The 18,262-nt window shown below is 72.4% G+C and carries 14 protein-coding genes; 6 read left to right on the forward strand and 8 right to left on the reverse strand.

What is annotated here, in order from left to right; translation table 11 throughout:
* Positions 1 to 505 precede the first annotated feature (505 nt).
* The 4 genes from ychF (at position 506) to POF73_RS44575 (ending at position 6,723) form a co-directional block, all read left to right on the forward strand.
* Positions 506 to 1,594, forward strand: coding sequence for a redox-regulated ATPase YchF (gene ychF / locus POF73_RS44560; RefSeq protein WP_272125211.1), 1,089 nt, complete (start codon positions 506 to 508; stop codon positions 1,592 to 1,594).
* Between the two features lie 149 nt (positions 1,595 to 1,743).
* A complete protein-coding gene (locus POF73_RS44565; RefSeq protein ID WP_272125212.1) occupies positions 1,744 to 3,162 on the forward strand; it encodes an ATP-binding protein in 1,419 nt (472 codons plus the stop codon).
* 47 nt (positions 3,163 to 3,209) lie between these two features.
* On the forward strand, positions 3,210 to 4,412 hold the full coding sequence (locus POF73_RS44570; protein ID WP_272125214.1) for a DUF418 domain-containing protein: 1,203 nt from the start codon (positions 3,210 to 3,212) through the stop codon (positions 4,410 to 4,412).
* A 130-nt stretch (positions 4,413 to 4,542) separates the two neighbouring features.
* Complete coding sequence (locus POF73_RS44575) at positions 4,543 to 6,723, forward strand: DEAD/DEAH box helicase (protein WP_272125215.1); 2,181 nt, start codon at positions 4,543 to 4,545, stop codon at positions 6,721 to 6,723.
* A gap of 151 nt (positions 6,724 to 6,874) precedes the next feature.
* Here POF73_RS44575 and POF73_RS44580 read toward each other — a convergent pair whose 3' ends face one another.
* Positions 6,875 to 7,780, reverse strand: coding sequence for a LysR family transcriptional regulator (locus POF73_RS44580; protein WP_272125217.1), 906 nt, complete (start codon positions 7,778 to 7,780; stop codon positions 6,875 to 6,877).
* 106 nt (positions 7,781 to 7,886) lie between these two features.
* Here POF73_RS44580 and POF73_RS44585 point away from each other — a divergent pair, with 106 nt between their 5' ends.
* On the forward strand, positions 7,887 to 8,717 hold the full coding sequence (locus POF73_RS44585) for an oxidoreductase (RefSeq protein WP_272125219.1): 831 nt from the start codon (positions 7,887 to 7,889) through the stop codon (positions 8,715 to 8,717).
* Positions 8,718 to 8,721: 4 nt separating this feature from the next.
* Here POF73_RS44585 and POF73_RS44590 read toward each other — a convergent pair whose 3' ends face one another.
* Both POF73_RS44590 and POF73_RS44595 read right to left on the reverse strand, forming a co-directional pair.
* Complete coding sequence (locus tag POF73_RS44590) at positions 8,722 to 8,964, reverse strand: DUF397 domain-containing protein (protein ID WP_272125220.1); 243 nt, start codon at positions 8,962 to 8,964, stop codon at positions 8,722 to 8,724.
* Positions 8,961 to 9,746, reverse strand: a complete 786-nt coding sequence (locus POF73_RS44595; protein WP_443049771.1) for a helix-turn-helix domain-containing protein — start codon at positions 9,744 to 9,746, stop codon at positions 8,961 to 8,963. The genes POF73_RS44590 and POF73_RS44595 overlap by 4 nt, the downstream gene beginning before the upstream one ends.
* A 151-nt stretch (positions 9,747 to 9,897) precedes the next feature.
* Here POF73_RS44595 and POF73_RS44600 point away from each other — a divergent pair, with 151 nt between their 5' ends.
* Entirely contained in the window at positions 9,898 to 10,323 is a 426-nt protein-coding gene (locus POF73_RS44600; protein ID WP_272125225.1) for an ATP-binding protein, read from the forward strand.
* Positions 10,324 to 10,326: 3 nt separating this feature from the next.
* Here POF73_RS44600 and POF73_RS44605 read toward each other — a convergent pair whose 3' ends face one another.
* Genes POF73_RS44605 through POF73_RS44625 form a run of 5 tightly spaced genes read right to left on the reverse strand, consistent with a single transcriptional unit; the run spans position 10,327 to position 18,209 of the window.
* Positions 10,327 to 11,628 carry a DUF6895 family protein gene (locus tag POF73_RS44605; RefSeq protein WP_272125227.1) on the reverse strand — a complete coding sequence of 434 codons (1,302 nt, stop codon included), beginning with the start codon at positions 11,626 to 11,628 and terminating at the stop codon, positions 10,327 to 10,329.
* A 55-nt stretch (positions 11,629 to 11,683) separates the two neighbouring features.
* Positions 11,684 to 12,508, reverse strand: a complete 825-nt coding sequence (locus tag POF73_RS44610; protein WP_272125230.1) for an ABC transporter permease — start codon at positions 12,506 to 12,508, stop codon at positions 11,684 to 11,686.
* Positions 12,505 to 13,491, reverse strand: a complete 987-nt coding sequence (locus POF73_RS44615) for an ABC transporter ATP-binding protein (RefSeq protein WP_272125232.1) — start codon at positions 13,489 to 13,491, stop codon at positions 12,505 to 12,507. The genes POF73_RS44610 and POF73_RS44615 overlap by 4 nt, the downstream gene beginning before the upstream one ends.
* A gap of 36 nt (positions 13,492 to 13,527) precedes the next feature.
* Positions 13,528 to 14,883 carry a lanthionine synthetase C family protein gene (locus tag POF73_RS44620; RefSeq protein WP_272125234.1) on the reverse strand — a complete coding sequence of 452 codons (1,356 nt, stop codon included), beginning with the start codon at positions 14,881 to 14,883 and terminating at the stop codon, positions 13,528 to 13,530.
* Positions 14,880 to 18,209: a lantibiotic dehydratase gene (locus tag POF73_RS44625; protein ID WP_272125236.1), complete on the reverse strand. Its 3,330-nt coding sequence runs from the start codon at positions 18,207 to 18,209 to the stop codon at positions 14,880 to 14,882. The genes POF73_RS44620 and POF73_RS44625 overlap by 4 nt, the downstream gene beginning before the upstream one ends.
* Positions 18,210 to 18,262 lie beyond the last annotated feature (53 nt).

An 18,262-nucleotide genomic window follows, 5' to 3' on the forward strand; every position in this document is an offset into this window, starting at 1 on the left:
GGGCCGGGTCGGGCCGCTCCCCGGCGAAACGCCCCTCACCCCGGACCGGTCCGTCCCCACCCCGCGCCAAACCCCACTCACCCCTCATCGGTCCGTACCCACCCCGTGCAAAGCCACCGTCACCCCTCATCGACATCGGTCCGTCCCCACCAGCGCGGACGACCCGCCGCCCCGCGCTGCGGCACCCCCACCCCGCACCGTCCGCGGCGGCAATACCGGTGACGGCGGTGACGGTCCGCACAGCGACTCGTACCCGGCAGGTCGCGCCCTGTCTTGCTCCACTGCACCAACCTAGGTCGGTTTATGTGGTGAATGGGCCCTCAGACACGCCTTGGCTCGGACCTTGGCCACGTGTTCGACGGGGCGCAGGGGCCGGGCCCGGCACGCCGTAGACTGGTGGATCGGCCCGTGCATCTGCGTCGAAGATCGATCGGCATCGAAGATCGAAGAAGGACCGGGCCCCAGCCCAGCCCCTGAAGTCCTCTCACGTACGGGAAGTCGCAACGTGTCGCTCACGATCGGAATCGTCGGTCTGCCGAATGTCGGCAAGTCGACCCTGTTCAACGCCCTGACCAAGAACGACGTGCTGGCGGCCAACTACCCGTTCGCCACGATCGAGCCGAACGTCGGTGTCGTGGGCGTCCCGGACGCACGCCTGACCAAGTTGGCCGAGATCTTCTCCTCGCAGCGCATCCTCCCGGCGACCGTCGACTTCGTGGACATCGCGGGCATCGTGCGCGGCGCCTCCGAGGGCGAGGGCCTGGGCAACAAGTTCCTGGCGAACATCCGTGAGTCCGACGCGATCTGCCAGGTCATCCGCGCCTTCAAGGACGAGAACGTCGTCCACGTCGACGGCAAGGTCTCGCCCAAGGACGACATCGAGACGATCAACACCGAGCTGATCCTCGCCGACCTCCAGACGATCGAGAAGGTCCTGCCCCGGCTCCAGAAGGAGTCGCGGATCAAGAAGGACATCGCGCCCAAGGTCAAGGCCGTCGAGGAGGCCCAGGCGATCCTGGAGAAGGGCGACACGCTGTTCTCCGCGGGCATCGTCCAGGGCTCCGGCAACGAGGAGCTCCTGCACGACCTGCACCTCCTGACGACCAAGCCCTTCCTCTACGTCTTCAACGTCGACGAGGACGAGCTGGTCGACGAGGACTTCAAGGCCGAGCAGCGTGCCCTGGTCGCCCCCGCCGAGGCGATCTTCCTGAACGCCAAGCTGGAGGCGGACCTCGCCGAGCTGGACGAGGAGGACGCGATGGAGCTGCTGGAGTCCGTCGGCGCAGAGGAGCCCGGCCTCGCCACCCTCGCCCGCGTCGGCTTCAACACCCTCGGCCTGCAGACCTACCTCACGGCCGGCCCCAAGGAATCCCGCGCCTGGACCATCAAGAAGGGCGCCACCGCCCCCGAGGCCGCCGGCGTCATCCACACCGACTTCCAGAAGGGCTTCATCAAGGCCGAGGTCATCTCCTTCGCCGACCTGGTGGAGACCGGCTCGGTCGCGGAGGCCCGCGCCAAGGGGAAGGCGCGCATGGAGGGCAAGGACTACGTGATGCAGGACGGGGACGTCGTGGAGTTCCGCTTCAACGTCTAGCGGGTGACCCGCCACCACATCGCTGATCTGGCAAACATGCAGGTCATAGAGGGCTCGGCTCTTCGGAGTCGGGCCCTTGATGCATTTCCGGACTCTGGTAACTTCGATGTTACTAACATTTCTGTTAGTGCCATGGGAGGTCGGCGGACATGGTGGACTTCGTAGGTCGTCGGCAGGAGCTGGCGACGCTGGAGCGGGAGCTTCAGAAGGTGGCGGCAGGGGTGGGCGGGGAGCGGCCCGGGCGGTGTGTGATGTTGCGCGGGCGGCGGCGGGTGGGCAAGTCGCGACTGGTCGAGCGGTTTGCGGAGCGCTCCGGTGCGCCGTTCTTGTTCTACGCGGCGACCGGTGCGTCCCCCAGGGATGATCTGGCGCGGCTGGCCCGGGACGCCCAGGCGTCCACGCTGCCGTTGGCGGGGCTGGTGGCCGCCGCGCGGCCGGAGGGCTGGGACGCGGCGTTCGATGTGCTGGCCGCGGCGTTGCCCGCCGACCGGGCGAGTGTGCTGGTCATCGATGAGGTGCCGTACCTGATGGACGGCGATGGCGCCTTTGAGGGGATGCTGCAACGGGCCTGGGACCGGGTGCTGGAGACCAAGCCGGTGCTGCTGGTCCTCATCGGCTCCGATCTGTCGATGATGGAGGCTCTGAACAGCTACGGGCGCCCCTTCCATCAGCGCGGCCGGGAGATGGTGCTGGGGCCGCTGAACCCCGCCGAGGTGGGGCGCATGCTCGGGCTGGATCCGGCGGAGGCCTTCGACGCCGCGCTGGTCACCGGCGGGCTGCCGCTGATCTGCGCGGAGTGGCCGCGGGGTGCGGGGCTGTGGGACTTCCTCGGCGAGGCGCTGAGTGACCCGGTCTCGGCCCTGCTGGTGTCGGCCGAGCGCTCGCTGGCCGCCGAGTTTCCCCCGCAGGCTCAGGCGCGTACCGTGCTGGCGGCCATCGGCAGCGGTGAGCGGACCTTCACCAACATCGCCCGTGCGGCCGGCGGGATCGGGGCCACGCCGCTGCAGCGAGCGCTGGAACTGCTGACCGACAAACGGATCGTCGCCGCGGAGCTGCCCGTGTCGCTGCGTGCCTCGAAGGACCGACGTTACCGGGTGACAGATCCCTACCTGCGGTTTTGGCTGCATCTGCTCGGCCCCTCCATGGAGGAGATCGAACGGGGGCGGGGTGATCTGACCCTGGCGCGCATCCGGGAGAACTGGACCAGCTGGCGCGGCCGGGCCGTCGAGCCCCTGGTCCGTGAGGCCCTGGCGCGGACACTGCCCGACGACCGGCTCCCCGCGGCTCCCGCGGTGGGCGGCTACTGGACCCGTACCAACGACGTCGAGATCGACATCGTCGGGGCGGACCGCGCCCCCGTCGCCAAGGAGCTTCTCTTCGTGGGCTCCATCAAGTGGCTGGAGCAGTCACCCTTCGACCGGCACGACCTGGCAGCTCTCCATCGGCACCGGGCCGCCCTCACCGGCGAACCCGTCCCCGTCGTGGCGGTCTCGCGCAGCGGAGTCGACTGCCCGGGGTTGGATGCCGCCTACGGCCCCGGCGATCTGCTGACCGCTTGGCCGCTGTGAGGGGTGGAACGCATACCGACGCCTAGTTGCTCCGCTGTGGGGTGAGCTTGCCGAGGTCGACCAGGAACAGCCCGCCCCCGGCCCCCGCGACCGACCGCGCCCCGGTCGGCCGCCTCATCGGCGTCGACCTGGCCCGGGGCCTCGTGGTCTTCGGGATGTTCGCGGCCCACGTCGGCCCCGACCCAGCCCAGGGCGGCACCACCGGGCACCTCATGGAGCTGGCGCACGGTCGCGCCTCCGCCCTGTTCGCCTTCCTGGCCGGCTTCTCGATCATGCTGATCACCGGGCGCCGTACCCCGAAGACGGGCCGGGCAGGCCGGCAGGCGGTCGCCAAGGTGGTGATCCGGGCGCTCGTCCTGCTGGTCCTGGGCACCGCGCTGACCATGACCGGCACCCCGGTCGAGGTGATCCTCGCCTTCTACGGCCTGTACTTCCTGCTCGTCCTGCCGCTGTACCGGCTCACCGCCGGCCCGCTGGCGGTGATCGCCGCGGCCAGTGCCCTGGTGCTGCCGCAGATCCTGTACGTCGTCCAGCACGCGCTCCCCGCCGAGGGCGCCGACGGCATCTGGGCCCGGCCCAAGGACGCCGACGGCGTCGTCTCCCTTCTCTTCACGGGCAGCTACCCGGCCCTGACCTGGGTCCCCTTCGTCGTCGCCGGTATGGCGGTGGCCCGTCTCGACCTGACCGCCGCCGTCGTACGGATACGACTCGCGATCACCGGCGGCTGTCTCGCCGTGCTCGGCTACGGCGGCTCCTGGCCGGCCCTGCACCTGGTCCCCGGCGCCCTGACGAAGCTGAGCGCCGGCGGGTGGGGCGAGTGGGGCGGCGGCGGATCGGCCGCGTCGGCCTGGTGGTCCGACACCTGGGGCCACCCCGACGGCAGCACGCCGGTCGGACTGCTGGTGGCCTCGCCGCACAGCGAGACGACCCTGTCGATCCTGGCCAACGCCGGCGTGGCGATCGCGGTGCTGGCCGGCTGCCTCGCCGCCGTCGACGCCTTCCCGCGCTTCCACCGGGCCGTCCGTCCGGTGATCGCGGTCGGCTCGATGTCCCTGACCGCGTATGTCCTCCACATCGTCGGCATCCGCTTCCTCGGCACCGAGGAACTGCCCGGCCCCGCCCTCCATGTACTGATCGGCTTCATCGTGGCCGTGACCGTGTTCGCCACCCTCTGGTCCCGCTACTTCCGTCGCGGGCCCCTGGAATGGCTGCTCGGCAAGGTCACCGAGCCGGCCGGACTCGTCCGGTGAGCTGACGCGGATCGACACAGGGACCCGACGGACTGGCCATGACGGGGGGCGAACCGGCGGGCGGCGCCGTCCGTCCCGGCAATGGCAGGATGCGGGGACGCGATGAGAGGGGCGAAGGGGGCGGGGCGCGATGGGGCGGAGCGAGCGGGAGGCGGTGGCCGGGGGCAGGCGGCTGTACGAGGCCGCGCAGGCTGTCGTGGAGGATCACGCGCGGGCCGTCGAGGCGGTGCGCGCGGCCCTGGAACCGATCCATGACGAGCTGGCCCGCGGCGAGCTGGACGCCATTCCGGTGGCCCGGCTGAGAGACCTCACCGAAGGCAGGCTGCGCCTGGGCGAGGTGGAGAAGGGCGGTTTCCGTACGGTCGGGCAGGTCCTGGACGCCGGGTCGTACCGGCTGCGGCAACTGCCCGGCGTCGGACAGCAGACGGCCGACCAGACGGTGGCCGCCGCCCGGCGCATCGCCGACGCCGTACGGGACACCATCGCCGTCCACATCGACGTGGACCGGCCGGAGCCCCGGACCACCGCACTGGTCGTCGCGCTCAACGTCCTGGTGGAGGCGGGCCCCGAGGCACGCCGGGCCGTCGACACGGCCGCCGCGCTCGCCGAGCGGCTGGGCCCCTCGCTGGCCGACGCGGCACCGACGGCCGGACGGCTGCGCATGCTGCTCGCGGGCCGCGCCGGACGCGAACGCGCGCTGACGGCCCTGGCGGAGGTGCGTGAACTGACCGAGCGGGCCGGCCAGGACGACGTGCCGCACCTGCTCGCCCAGGCCTCGGTCGACCTGCTGCGCCGCCCGGACTCCGCCCTGGCCGCCCTGGTCGACTTCGAGCTCCGCTCCGCCGAGTACTACGGCCTGCTCGCCGAGCTCTCGGGCCGCGCCCCCGACCCCGCGGCGGCCGAGGGATTCCTGCCGGACGAGGTCGCCGAGCGCGTCAGGACCCAGTCGCTCGACGACACCCACCGCCGCGTCTCACTTCGCGGCTACCAGGCCTTCGGCACCCGTTTCGCCCTCGCCCAGCGCCGGGTGATCCTCGGCGACGAGATGGGGCTCGGCAAGACGATCCAGGCCATCGCCGCGCTGGCACACCTCGCCGGCGAGGGCGAGAGCCACTTCCTGGTGGTCTGCCCGGCCAGCGTGCTCATCAACTGGACCCGGGAGATCGAGAAGCGCAGCGCACTGCGCGTGACCCCGCTGCACGGCCCCGACCGGCAGGAGGCGTTCGCCGACTGGAAGGGGCGCGGCGGCGTCGCGGTCACCACCTTCGACGCCCTGCGCGGCTTCCCGGTGCCCGGTGGCGGTGAGCTGGGCATGCTCGTCGTGGACGAGGCGCACTTCGTGAAGAACCCGCAGACCCGTCGCTCCATGACCGTCTCCGAGTGGGCGGAGCACTGCGACCGCGTGCTGTTCCTGACCGGTACGCCCATGGAGAACCGCGTCGAGGAGTTCCGCAGCCTGGTGCGCATCCTCCAGCCCGAGCTGGCCGATTCCGTGGACGAGCACAACGGCGTGGCGGGCTCCAAGGCGTTCCGGAAGGCCGTCGCACCCGTCTATCTGCGCCGCAACCAGCAGGACGTCCTCACCGAACTCCCCGCCCTCCAGCACACGGACGAGTGGGAGGAGCCCAGCGCACAGGACGAGGAGGCCTACCGCGAGGCCGTGCGCGCCGGCAACTTCATGGCCATGCGCCGGGCGGCGTACGCCCGACCCGGCCACTCGGCCAAGCTGGACCGGCTGCGCGAGATCGTCGACGAGGCCGCCGAGAACGGGCTGAAGGTCGTGGTGTTCTCCGCCTTCCGGGACGTTCTGGGGGTGGTGCGGGAGGCGCTGGCGGCCGATGCGGCCGACGGGCAGGTCCGCGGGCCGATCTCGGGCAGCGTGCCGCCCGCCCGCCGTCAGCAACTGGTCGACGACTTCGCCGCCGCGCCCGGCCACGCCGTGCTGCTCGCGCAGATCGAGGCGGGTGGAGTGGGCCTGAACATGCAGGCCGCGTCCGTTGTCGTCCTCTGCGAGCCGCAGCTCAAGCCGACCGTCGAACACCAGGCGGTCGCCCGCGCCCACCGCATGGGCCAGGTCCGCTCGGTCCATGTGCACCGCCTGCTCTGCACGGGCGGCGTGGACGAACGGCTCGTGCGGCTGCTGGAGAACAAGTCCCGCCTGTTCGACGCCTACGCCCGCCGCAGCGCGGTCGCCGAGTCGACCCCGGACGCCGTCGACATCTCGGACCTGAGCCTGGCCCGCCGCATCGTGGAGGAGGAACAGGCACGCCTGGGCACGACACCGGCCGAGCCGGCGACGGAACGGGCCTGAAGGAGAGCGGCGGGGACAGGGGGAACCGCGAGACCAGCGGGAACTGCGGGAACGCCGTACCGCATACGGCCGTGCCGCATACGACGGTACTGCTCACGCCCCGTCGCATACGACGGTACTGCTCATGCCCCGTCGCATACGGCCGTACGGCTCACGCCCCGCCTGTCGACCGTCGGCAAGCCTCCGCGTACGCCCGCACAAGAGGCCGCCGTTCGTCCGCGCGCCGCCAGGCCAGGGCGTAACGGCTCGGCGAGAGCCCCCGCACCGGACGCGTCACCACCCCGCCCAGGGTGATCAGCGGGGCGTTGCCCGTAGCCACGAGGCAGACCCCCAGCCCCGCGACCAGCGCCTCGTACGTCTCCTCCGTGCTCGCCACCTCGGCCCCGATACGCGGCGGCCGTCCTCCCCGCTCCTCCAGTGCCAGCCAGTAGTCACGCAACGGCCCCGCGCTCGTCGGCAGTGCGAGGAACTGCTCGTCCAGCAGGTCCGTGAAGTCGATCTCCGGACGGGACGCGAGGGGGTGGGTGTCCGGCAGGGCGACCAGGCGGGGTTCCTCCACGAGCACCGTCCAGGCGTAGCGGTCGGGGTCCGGCAGCGGCAGCCAGACGAAGGCGACGTCGGCGTCACCGTCCGCCAGCCCGGCCGTGGGGTCCGCCCAGCCCACCTGGCGCAGCCGCAGGACCGTGTCCGGGTGGGCGGCGGTGAAGCGGGAGCGGATCGCGGGCAGCAGGCCGCCTCGGCCGGGGCTGGTGCTCATGCCCACCACCAGCGTGCCGCGCGCCGCCGCGCGGGCGGCCTCCAGCGCGCCTGATCCCTCTGACCAGGCCTCCAGCACCCGCCGGGCGTGCGGAAGCAACGCCACGCCCGCTTCCGTGAGCGTCACGCCCTGCGGAGCGCGCCGGAACAGCTCCACGCCCAGCTGCCGTTCCAGCGCGCGCACCTGCTTGCTGAGCGCGGGCTGGGAGACGTACAGCCGCTCGGCCGCCCGGGTGAAATGCAGTTCCTCGGCCACCGCCACGAAGTAGCGCAGGTCGCGCACATGAACGTCCATGGTCATAACCATCGGCTATCAGCGTGGGTCTTGGACGGGCAACCGGGTCCGGCAGCAGGCTGGTCCGCGTAAGCAGAGATGGACGAACGGGTCTCCGACACGAGGAGCTGTCATGAACAAGGTGTGGCTGATCACCGGCGCGAGCAGCGGCTTCGGGCGGGCCATCGCGGAGGCGGCGCTCGCCGAGGGTGACGTGGTGGTGGGTGCCGTACGCCGGCCCGAGGGGCTGGACGACCTCGTGGCCGCCCACCCCGATCAGGTCGAGGCGTTGCGGCTGGACGTCGGTGACACGGGCGCCGCCGAGACGGCCGTACGGGATGTGATCGCCCGGCACGGGCGGATCGACGTGCTGGTCAACAACGCGGGCCGCACCCATGTGGGCGCGTTCGAGGAGACAACCGAGGACGAGCTGCGCAAGCTGTTCAATGTGCATGTCTTCGGGCCCGCCGCCCTCACACGTGCGGTGCTTCCGCACATGCGGGAGCGGCGGGCCGGAGCGATCGTGCAGATGAGCAGCATGGGCGGGCAGATGTCCTTCGCGGGCTTCTCGGCGTACAGCGCCACCAAGTTCGCGCTGGAGGGCATGTCCGAGGGGCTCGCGGACGAGGTCGCCGAGTTCGGCATCAAGGTGCTGATCGTGGAGCCGGGTTCCTTCCGCACCTCGCTGTTCGAGACCGGGCGGGCCGGGGTCAGCACGGACAGCGGCCTGTACTCCAAGGTCAGCCAGACCCGCGGCTTCGTCTCCGGCGGCGACGGCACCCAGCCCGGCGACCCGGCGAAGGCGGCGGCCCTGATCCTGGCCGCGCTGGAGGCAGACCGGACCCCACTGCGGCTCCCCCTGGGCGACGACGGCGTCGACGCCGTGCTCGGCCACCTCGACCAGGTGCGCGGGGATGTGGCGGCCTGGGAGAAGCGGACCCGGGCGACGGCGTTCGACGAGTGAGCCTTCAGCCGGCGCGCTGGATGAACGCCGTCCAGGCGACGGGGCTTACCTGGAGGGTGGGGCTGTCTTGCGGGTCGTTCTTGGAGTCGCGGATGTGGATGGTGTGGGGGCAGAGGGCGACCTCGACGCACTGGCCGCCCTCGCTGCCGCTGTAGCTGGACTTCCGCCAGGTGTAGGCCACTTCGAGGCAGGCGCCGCCCTCGTCGCTGCTGTAGCTCGACTTGAACCACTCAAGTGCGGTGCTCATTTATCTCCTACCAAGCGATCGAGCAGGCTCTTGGACTCGTGAGGAGACAGGGCCTGCGATCGCAGCATCGCATACTTGCGCGCCAGGATGGACACCTCATCCGGGTCAGAAACCCACTGGCTGCCGCGCTGGCCCTCTGTGTAGGCCAGTTGCTGGTGATCCGGTGTTTCCAGGAGGGTGAAAGGGCCGTCCACACCAGCGTGCGAGGACGTGCGCATCGGCAGGAACTGCAAGGACAGCCCGGGGAGTTCGGCGCACTCGCGCAGGCGACGCATCTGGTCGCGGCGGACCCTGTCGCCGCCGATGTCGAGGTACAGCACCGGCTCCCACACGATGAAGCTCATCGTCGGCGGGCACTTGCGTTGCAGGATCTCCTGCCGCTCCATGCGAGCGGTGACCTTGGTCGCGATCTCGTCCTCGTCATACGCCGGTACGCGCTCGCGCATCACCCCGCGGGCGTACGGCTCGGTCTGGAGCAGGCCGGGGACGACGAGCGCGTCGTACCAGGACAGTGAGATGGCCTCCCGCTCGTGCACCATGTACTGCTCGGCGTACAGCGGGAACTGATCGATCTCCGGGAAGTTCTCGACCCCGGCCACCAGCATGCCCTTGGCATCCAGGATCCGATCCAGCACCTCCGCCATGTCAGGCAACAGCGTCCGCCGCCCCTGCTCGATCGACGTGATCGTCTCCTCGTCCACCAGGACCTCGGCGGCGAGTGCCCGTTGTGTGAGCCCCGCCGCCTTCTGCGCAGTCTGCATCTGCGCGCCCAGCATCCGCATGGACGAGACGTTCTTCTTCCGCGGCTTCTTGGAGTTCATGCCCGGCTAACTCCCCACACGTGCTCACGCCGACCCGGTGCGCACCCGTACAAATCAGGTGTACGAGCTCGCTCACTGATCAACGCTAGTGACTCTGCGCAACATTCGTCCCGTGAATGCGACATCCGAACTCCCTCGCCAGCGCGACCAGTTCTACGCCCGGCACCGCCGATCCATCCCCGCTGCCAGGCGATTGACGGCAGGCGCGCTCAAGTACTGGCACCTCGCCGACTGGCACCGCGCGGACGATCTGCTGCTCTGTGTGAGCGAGTTGGCCACCAACGCCCTCCTCCACGGCGCCCCGCCCGGCCGCGGCTTTCTGCTCCGCGTCCGCTACGACGGCGACGTCCTCCGCGTCGAAGTCCACGACAGCGGAACGGGCGTCCCCCGAACCCCCGACGACCCGGACGAGGGCGGCCGCGGCCTGCTGCTGGTCGGTGCGCTCGCCGACAAGTGGGGCGTGGGGGAGCGGAATCCCGGCAAGGTCGTGTGGGCGGAGTTCGTGGTGCAGGGGAGGGCGACGGCCCTCGATGACTGAGGCTCAGGCGCCCCACGCCGCCAGGAGCGCCGCCGCCCTCCGGGGGGTCGGGCGGTCGGCACGGCCGAGGTGTTCGGCGGCGTGCAGGACTTCGGCCAGCAGCCCCGGGTCGCGGGCCTGGACGCAGAGCGCCAGCAGCGGGTCCAACTGGTCGGTCCAGGCATCCCGTACCGCGGCGGAAGCCGTTCGCGCGGTCGTGGACACCTCTCGTGACCATGACCGGATCGCGCCGGGATCGGCGTACGGCAGCGGCGGGACGCCATCCGAATGCGCGCCGTCGGAACCCTGCGCATACTCGCCGCGCTGTCTGCGTACCGCCGCCGCGAGTACCGCCGCCGTCGTCGTGTGGTAGCAGGTCCCGAAGACGTACGCCGCCGCCTTGGCGTTGTCGAGACCGGCCAGGACCTCGGGGCGGTGCACGGGGCTGGGCAGGGCGCCGTCCGGGCGGGCCGCGCGGGCGAGGGCGTTCCAGCCTACGTGCGGCAGGTGCCCGGCGCCCAAGCCATCGTCCAGCGCCGCCGTGCACAGCAGCAGCTCCGCCAGGAGGTCCAGGCTGCCCCGGGCGAGGTGCACACCGAGGAGGACGCGGACGGTCTCGCGCAGCCGGGCCGTCGCCCCGTCCCCGGGGAGCGTGAGGCTGTGGCGGCCGAAGTCCGTCGCGTAGAAGACCACATGGGTCAGGGCATACGTCTCGCTCTCGCTCAGCTGGAGTACGTCCGGGCCAAGACCGGCGATGCTCTCGGCGAGCAGTGCGCCCGGGCCGGGCAGGGACGCCGGGGCCGGGAAGCCGCCGCGGTCGGCGAAGTAGCGGAGTTCGAGGCGGTTGAGCACCGGCTTGTACGGCCGTGCGTGGGCGCCCGCGTCCGCCGCGAGCAGCGCCTCGCACACCGGGCGCCTCGCGGGCTGCGGGCGGCCGAGCAGTTCCAGCAGGCCGATGAGGTTGAGGTGGTACGGGAAGTACTCGTCGGCCCGGCGCAGCCCGGCCTCGAAGGACGGGTCGGCGGCCACACGTGCGGCGAGGTCGAGCGCGCCCGTCGCGAGCGGCGACTCTTTCGGCAGCACGCCGGCACGCTCCAACACCCGTACCAGGCCGAGGAGTTCGAGGAGCGGGCCGGGCCGGAAGGGACGACGCGGCAGAAACTCCTCCCATCGTGCGGGCTCGAACCACTCCAACTGCGCCTCGATCCACCGCAGTCCACCGACCAGGACCCGCTCCGCCGCCTCGTCCTCACCGAGCAGAACCCCACGGTCCGCCACGTCCGCCCCGTCCGCCCGCGCATGCGACGGCAACGCCGCCCAGCTCATCGCACCCTCCGCACCAGCACCAGCACCAGCACCGGCATCCGCGACCGCGCCCAACTCATCGCGCACTCCGCACCCGAAGCATCGCCAGCACCACCGCCAGAATCCCGGCGAGCGCCCCGAGATCCACCCACCAGGGCAAAAGACCCCCGCTGCCCAGCAACGTCTGACGCGCCAGGTCGACCGCGTACGTCATCGGGTTGAGGTGCATGATCCAGGCCAGCCACGTGGGCGCGTCCTCGGCGCTGAAGACCGAGCCGGAGAGGAACAGCATCGGGAACATGGCGAGTTGCACGGCGGCCTGGAGCGTCTGCACGCGCTTGATGACCGTGGCGAGGCACAGGCCGATGACGCTGAACACCACTGCCGTGAGGGCGTAGACGCCGACCGCCGCGACGAACCGGCCCGGTGTCGGTTCGACCCCGGTCAGCGGTGAGAAGGCGAGCATCACGACGCTCTGCACGGTCACCAGGCCCGCCCCGGCGGCCACCTTGCCCAGCGGCAGGCAGATCCGGGGCACGGGGGCGACGAGGAGTTCGCGCAGGACGCCGTACTCCCGGTCCCAGGCGTACGTCTGGCCGGAGGCGACCCCGATCGACACGACCTGGATGGCGATGATGCCGGGGTAGACGTACGCGCTGAACGACACCGAGCCGACCGAGCCGATCATGCCGTTGAAGCCGACGGCGTACACGAGGACGAAGAACAGGATCTGCACGCCCTGGCTGACGAGCATCCCCGGCTTCTTGACCTGCCGCAGCAGATCGCGGTGGGCGATGACGCCGATGGCGCGCAGGGCGACGGTCAGCCGTCCCTCTTCCAGGGGTTCCAGGGGTTCCAGGGCGGCGGGTGCGGTGGTCGCGGTCATGGGGTGTGCGGTCACGGGGTGCTCACACTCTCCTGTCGGTCGTGGCTCGTCTCGCCCGACCGCGAACCGCTCGATCCGTTCGCGGCCGCCAGGTAGACGTCGTTCATCGACGGGTGGCGCACGGCGACGGTCAGTCCGGGCACGTCGAGGGCGCGGACCACCTCCGCGATCCGGGCCTCCGGGTCGGCGCAGTGCACGGCGACACCGTCGGGCTCGATCAGCGGGTCGAAGCCCGCGGCACGCAACTGGCGTGCGGCGGCCTCGTCGTCCGCGCAGCTCACCACGATCCGGGACGAGTCCAGGCTGCTCTTGAGCTGCTCCAGGCTGCCCTGCCGGACGACCCGCCCCTTCTGCAGGATGACGATCTCGTCGGCGTACTCGGCCTCGTCCATGTAGTGCGTGGAGTACAGGACGGTGACGCCGAGCCGGTCGCGCAGCCGCAGCAGGTCGGCCCAGACGGTGGCGCGGGCGGTCGGGTCCAGGCCGTTGGTGGGTTCGTCGAGGATGATCAGGCCGGGGCGGTGGAGCAGGGCGCGGGCGATCTCGACCCGCCGGGCCAGGCCGCCGGACAGCTCCTCGACGGGCTGACGGCGGCGGTCGGTCAGGCCGAACAGGTCCAGCATGAGGTCGATCCGGGCCCGGGCGTCCGCCCGCTTCATCCCGAACAGCCGGGCGTGGAACCACAGGTTGCGTTCCACGGACAGTTCCTTGTCGAGGGTCCGCTCCTGGAAGACGAGCCCCAGCCGGCGGCGCGCGGCCATCGGCGCCGACAGCACGTCGTGCCCGAAGATGCGGACCGAGCCCGCGTCCGGCCGCGAGGCCGTCGACAGCACGCCCAGCAGGGAGGACTTTCCGGCGCCGTTGGGGCCGAGCAAGGCGGTGATACGGCCCGGGGGAGAGCTCATGGACACGCCGTCCACGGCGCGCACCTTGCCGTAGCGCACGACGAGGTCGGTCAGCTCGAAGGCCGGTGCGGCGGATGCCGCCACGTCTGACACGTCGATTCCCTCCAGCGGTTCGGGCTCCACGGCGGTTCAGGCCAGCCCCAGCGTGCGGTCCCACGGCAACGGTCCCGGATCCACCGGCAGCAGCGACAGCGCCACGCCCGCCGCGCCCTCCAGCATCCCCGCCGTGTTCACGGCCCGGTGCGGGACCGGGGAGAGCGCGGCGGCCGGGAAACGCATCAGATGGCGGAAGCCGAACGGTGCCTCCTCGTCGGCGCACTGGAGGACCTTGCCCGTCAACCGGACGCTTCCGGCGAGCAGTTCGGGATCGCCGGTCGCGTGCGCGAGGCGGGCCACGACCCGCAGCAGTCCCGCGTAGCCGTGGCAGACGGTGGCGCCCTCGATCGCCCACAGCGACTCGTCCCGGCGCAGCGCGGCATGCAGCGCGTCGACGGCGGCCGTGCGCCACGGCGGCCGGTCCAGGGCGGTCCCGGCGTGGAAGAGGGCGGCGGCGACGCCCGGCGCGCCGTAGCACCAGGCGGTACGGGTGAACAGCTCCCGGGGCCGCTCGGGCGCGAGTTCGTCGTCCCAGCTCACCCGGGCCGGCCAGTACGTCCCGGCCGCGTCGCGCAGCGTCCAGCCCAGCAGCCAGTCGGCGACGCGTTCCACGGCCTCGACCAGCCCGGGGACCCGGTGTCCCGCCTCGTACGCCGAGGCGAGCACGGTGAGCGGTCCGGCGATGCCGTGCGCCAGGCCCAGGTTGAAATCGCCGCGGGGGTACGACTGCCGGTCACGCTCGCCGAGTTGCAGCTCGGCGGGCACCCACCAGCCGGGCACCTCATGGCCGTCGACGACGACGGGTTCGGTGAGCCGCACGAGATGCCGGAGCGAGTCGGCCAGCGCGGACTCCACGTCGGGGCCGGTCTCGGCCGGGTCGGCGGCCGAGTCCAGGAGCAGCCGGGCCGTCCCCGACACCCCGTTGATCAGGTCGTACGCCGCCCAGTCGACGCCCCTGCCGCCGTCCGCGGCACGGTCGCGGAAGGTGCCGAGCCGGGTCAGCTGGTCCTCGGCGACCCAGGCGGCGAGCTTGCGGCGCAGGGCGCCGTAGTGCCCCGCGGGGCCCGCGCAGCTCTGGGCGGCGGCGAGCAGGGCGGCCGGGCCGGAGAACAGGCCGCGGCTCGGCGCGGAGTTCATCGCCCCGGCCGCGGCGGCGAGGTGCCGGTGCGCCGTGGGCCGCCAGGCCCCGTCGGTGCGGGCCAGCTCCCCGTAGAGGAGGGCGACGCCGGGCAGTCCGTTGGCGAGGGTCATCGGCCCCCACATCACGGAGTCGTAGATGGGGTCCCGGTTGTCGTCCCGGGAGGCGACCGCGGCGATCTGCTCGGGGTCGGCGAGCCGGTCGGCGACCAGGGTCACCGCCTCCCGGGCGCTCAGCTTGGTGGTGGTCATGATGCGTGGCTCCGGCGGTGGAAGTTGTCCTGTACGGCGCCGCGCGCGATGCCGAGCACGGCCAGCTCGCGGGCGCTCTCGCCGCCGAACAGGCGGTTGCAGACCATGTGCAGCAGGCTGCCGACGACCCGGCCCTCGGGGCTCCGGCCGTCCGGGCCGGCGCCGGACTCCCGGACCAGCTCGGCCAGGCGGCGCACGGCGTCGTCCCGGGCGGTCAGCGCGGCCAGGGCGCGGGCTCCCGCGGGGTCCTCCCCGAGGGCGGGCCAGCCGTCGTAGGGGTCGATCAGGCGGCGCCAGTGGGCGGACCGGGTGCGGAAGGCGGCCGGCAGGTCGCGGCGGGTGCCGGTCATGGAGAGCCAGGACGCCGCCGCGTCGTCCCCGAAGTCCTCGGTGACCAGAGGGTGCCCGGGCGGCGGCGGACCGAAGGCGTGCGCCAGCGCCGCGCAGGAGACGACGGCGAGGTCGTCGACGCCGAAGTCGTTGCCCGGGTCCTTGGCCAGGTGCAGCAGGGCCACGGCGGCCTCGCTGTCGTACTGGAAGACCCGCTCGGCGAGCCGCTGCGCCGCCGGACCGCCGTAGCGCTCGGTCTCCGGGTCGTACTGCGCGAGCGCGTGTCCGCGCACCAGACCCTGCCGCTGCCAGCGCCGCAACAGGGCGCCGACAGCGGGCGCGACCGATCCCCACAACCGCTCGGGCGCCCCGGCGTCGCCGTGCAGACGCAGACGCAGATGGTGACCGGCCTCGTCGGTGTAACGGATGAAGAACCAGCCGTCGGCGCCCTTCCCGGCGGCCAGGTCCACCAGTTCGGGGACGTGGTCGCGCAGCAGATCGTCCTGCGCCCGGCTCGACAGGTGCAGCTTGAGGTACAGCCACTCGCCGCCCAGGCCGTGCACGGTGCGTTCGGGCTGGTGGCGGCCGGCGTAGGGGCGGCGCCGGGGCATGCCGTTCTCCCGGCGGGTCAGCGGGACGACCAGCTCGACGCTGTGCCCGGCGAGCGGGCTGTCGAGCCACCCCTCGTGCTCGCCGGGGACCTCCTGGGCGATCAGATCGGGGTGGCGCAGCACCTGGTCGCGCAGCAGCTCACGGTGCCAGGCGTCGTCCAGGTCGAGCAGCAGCCGCTGGTCGGTGGTGACGACCAGGACATGGCGGGGTACGTCCCACCCGGCCCGCCAGTCGCCGACCGCCGCGTCCCAGTCGGCCCCCTTCGCCACGTCGGCCCCCTTCGCGGCGCCTGAGCCCTTCCCGGCGTCGGCCCGCTCCCGCAGCTCGTCCAGCCGCCACACCGCGCAGGCCAGCACGAAGTCGCCGTAGCGCACCCGCGGCACGAACGGCGCGTCGGCCAGCGGCCCCCAGTTCCAGGGCTCCCACAGCCGCTGCCCCTCAAGCCCGATCTCCCACAACAGCCGTACGGCGTTGGGCGCCTGGGCCGGGGCGCTGACCATGTTGCCGAGCACCGGCACGATCTCGCGGCCCGTCGGAATGTGCACGGCGGTCAGCCGGTCCAGGGTCGCGCCGATGCCGATGTCCGCGAGGCGCAGCTCCTCCACGCCGGGCAGATCGGGCACGCCGACGGAGACGCGGCGGCCGGTGGCCGGGGTGGTGTGGGCGAGGTTGGCGGCCCGTCCCGAGCGCGTCCGGAAGGCGAGGTCGACGGCGACGGCGTCCTGGACATGGACCGGGTTGGCCCGGTGCAGCGCGGCGAACTCCGCCCGCCAGCCGGGATCGAGGTCGGCGAACCTGGCGAAGGTCGACCCGGCCCGGTGCGATCCCGGCGACGGCGACAGGAAGACCCGGAAGTCGCCGTCGTCCAGCGCCTCCACGGACGGTGCGACGACCTGCACCGTCACCTCCGCGGAGTTGGGCAGCTCCGCCGGGTCGGCGGTGTCGTGGCACAGCGCGTCCAGGTCCGCGTCACCCAGGACCACTTCGCGCCGCCTGCTCCGCTGGGCGGCGGCGACCAGCCGGGCCATCGTCCGGTCCCGGCGGGCCGTGCGCGGCGGATCGGGCGTGGGCACGGGAGGCGTGTCGCCGTTGGGCCAGCCGTAGCCGGCCGGAGCGCCGAGCCCGGTGGACTCGTCGAGCAGTTCGAGGACCGGTACGAGCCGGTCGGCGCCGTACACGTCGAGGAACCGGCGGTGGTAGTCGCGCAGGGCGTACAGCCCCAGCTTGGGCCGGGACAGCCGCCACATCACACCAGTGGCCCGCTCGACCGACTCCCGCACCGCGTGGGGCAGATGGAGGGTGGTGTCGAGACGGGTGTCGATGTGCAGGGGCGTGTCGTCCGGCTCGATCGCACGCGCCGTCCGCAGCAGCCGCTCCAGCCGCTCCCGTCCCGCACCGACGGCGGTCGCGTCGTACGTCCGGCGCTCGTCGTCCACCGCCAGCAGCGCGGTGTGGATGCGCCCGGTCTCCTCGGACGGGTCCGGCACGGACGCGAGCAGGTTCAGTACGTGGTCCAGCGGGTCGCCGCCGTCCAGCGGCGGGCGCAACCCGGTGATCAGGATCTCCTGCCGCACCAGCTCGGCGACCAGCCCGCGAACGCGCCCGACGGGAGCGCCGGGGAACGCGGCGGCGGTGCGCGCCACCAGGTCGTCGTACGGCAGCGGGGCCCGGGCCGCGGCGACGGCCCGCTCGACGACGGGCGTGCGGCGCACCGACACGGTGGATCGGGTCTCGCCGCCCTCGGTGAGCCGGACGCCCTGCGCCGACGACGAGGCGAGGACCAGCCGGTCGCCGCGCACGACCAGGGCCTGGTGGGACTGGACGGTGAGCGCGGACAGCACCGCCGGGTCCCGTTCGAGACGGTGGCCGATCCTGGTCAGCCATTGCATGTCGGCGTGCGTGCGGGTGCGGTGCCGTGCGCCCCGCTCCAGTTTCGCGGTGGAGTCGAACCGGCCCGTCGCCACGCCCGCGAACAGGCCGAACGGGGTGGGCCGGGTACGCATCCGGATGTCGTAGCGCAGCACGGCCAGGGCGGCCCGGCGCAGCTGGCCGGCCTTGATGCCGTCGGTGCCGCGCCCGGTGACACGGCGGACCATCGCGCTGAGGCTGGGGGAGGCCAGGTCCAGTGCCTCGCTCAGCCCGGTGTCCGCGGGGACCGAGCCGATCAGGTCGGCGCAGGCCGTCAGATCCCGGGGGCCCGCGGCGGGCAGGGGCAGCCCGGCGCCGTGCGGTGCCAGGGGCGCCCGGTACAGGAAGACGTCTCCGGCCTCGAACGGGCTCTGTCGGTCGGCACGTCGCGCACTGCCGCCGTGTCGTCCGATGCCGCCGTGTCGTCCGCTGCCGTCATGTCGTCCGCCGCCGCGCTCTCGTGCTGCTTTCCCCACGATGTCCCCCTCTGCGACTTCTGGAACGGCCATGGGGGCGGGGGGGGCCCGGC

The sequence above is a fragment of the Streptomyces sp. HD genome (assembly GCF_028369295.1).
In the GTDB taxonomy this organism is placed as follows: Bacteria; Actinomycetota; Actinomycetes; order Streptomycetales; family Streptomycetaceae; genus Streptomyces.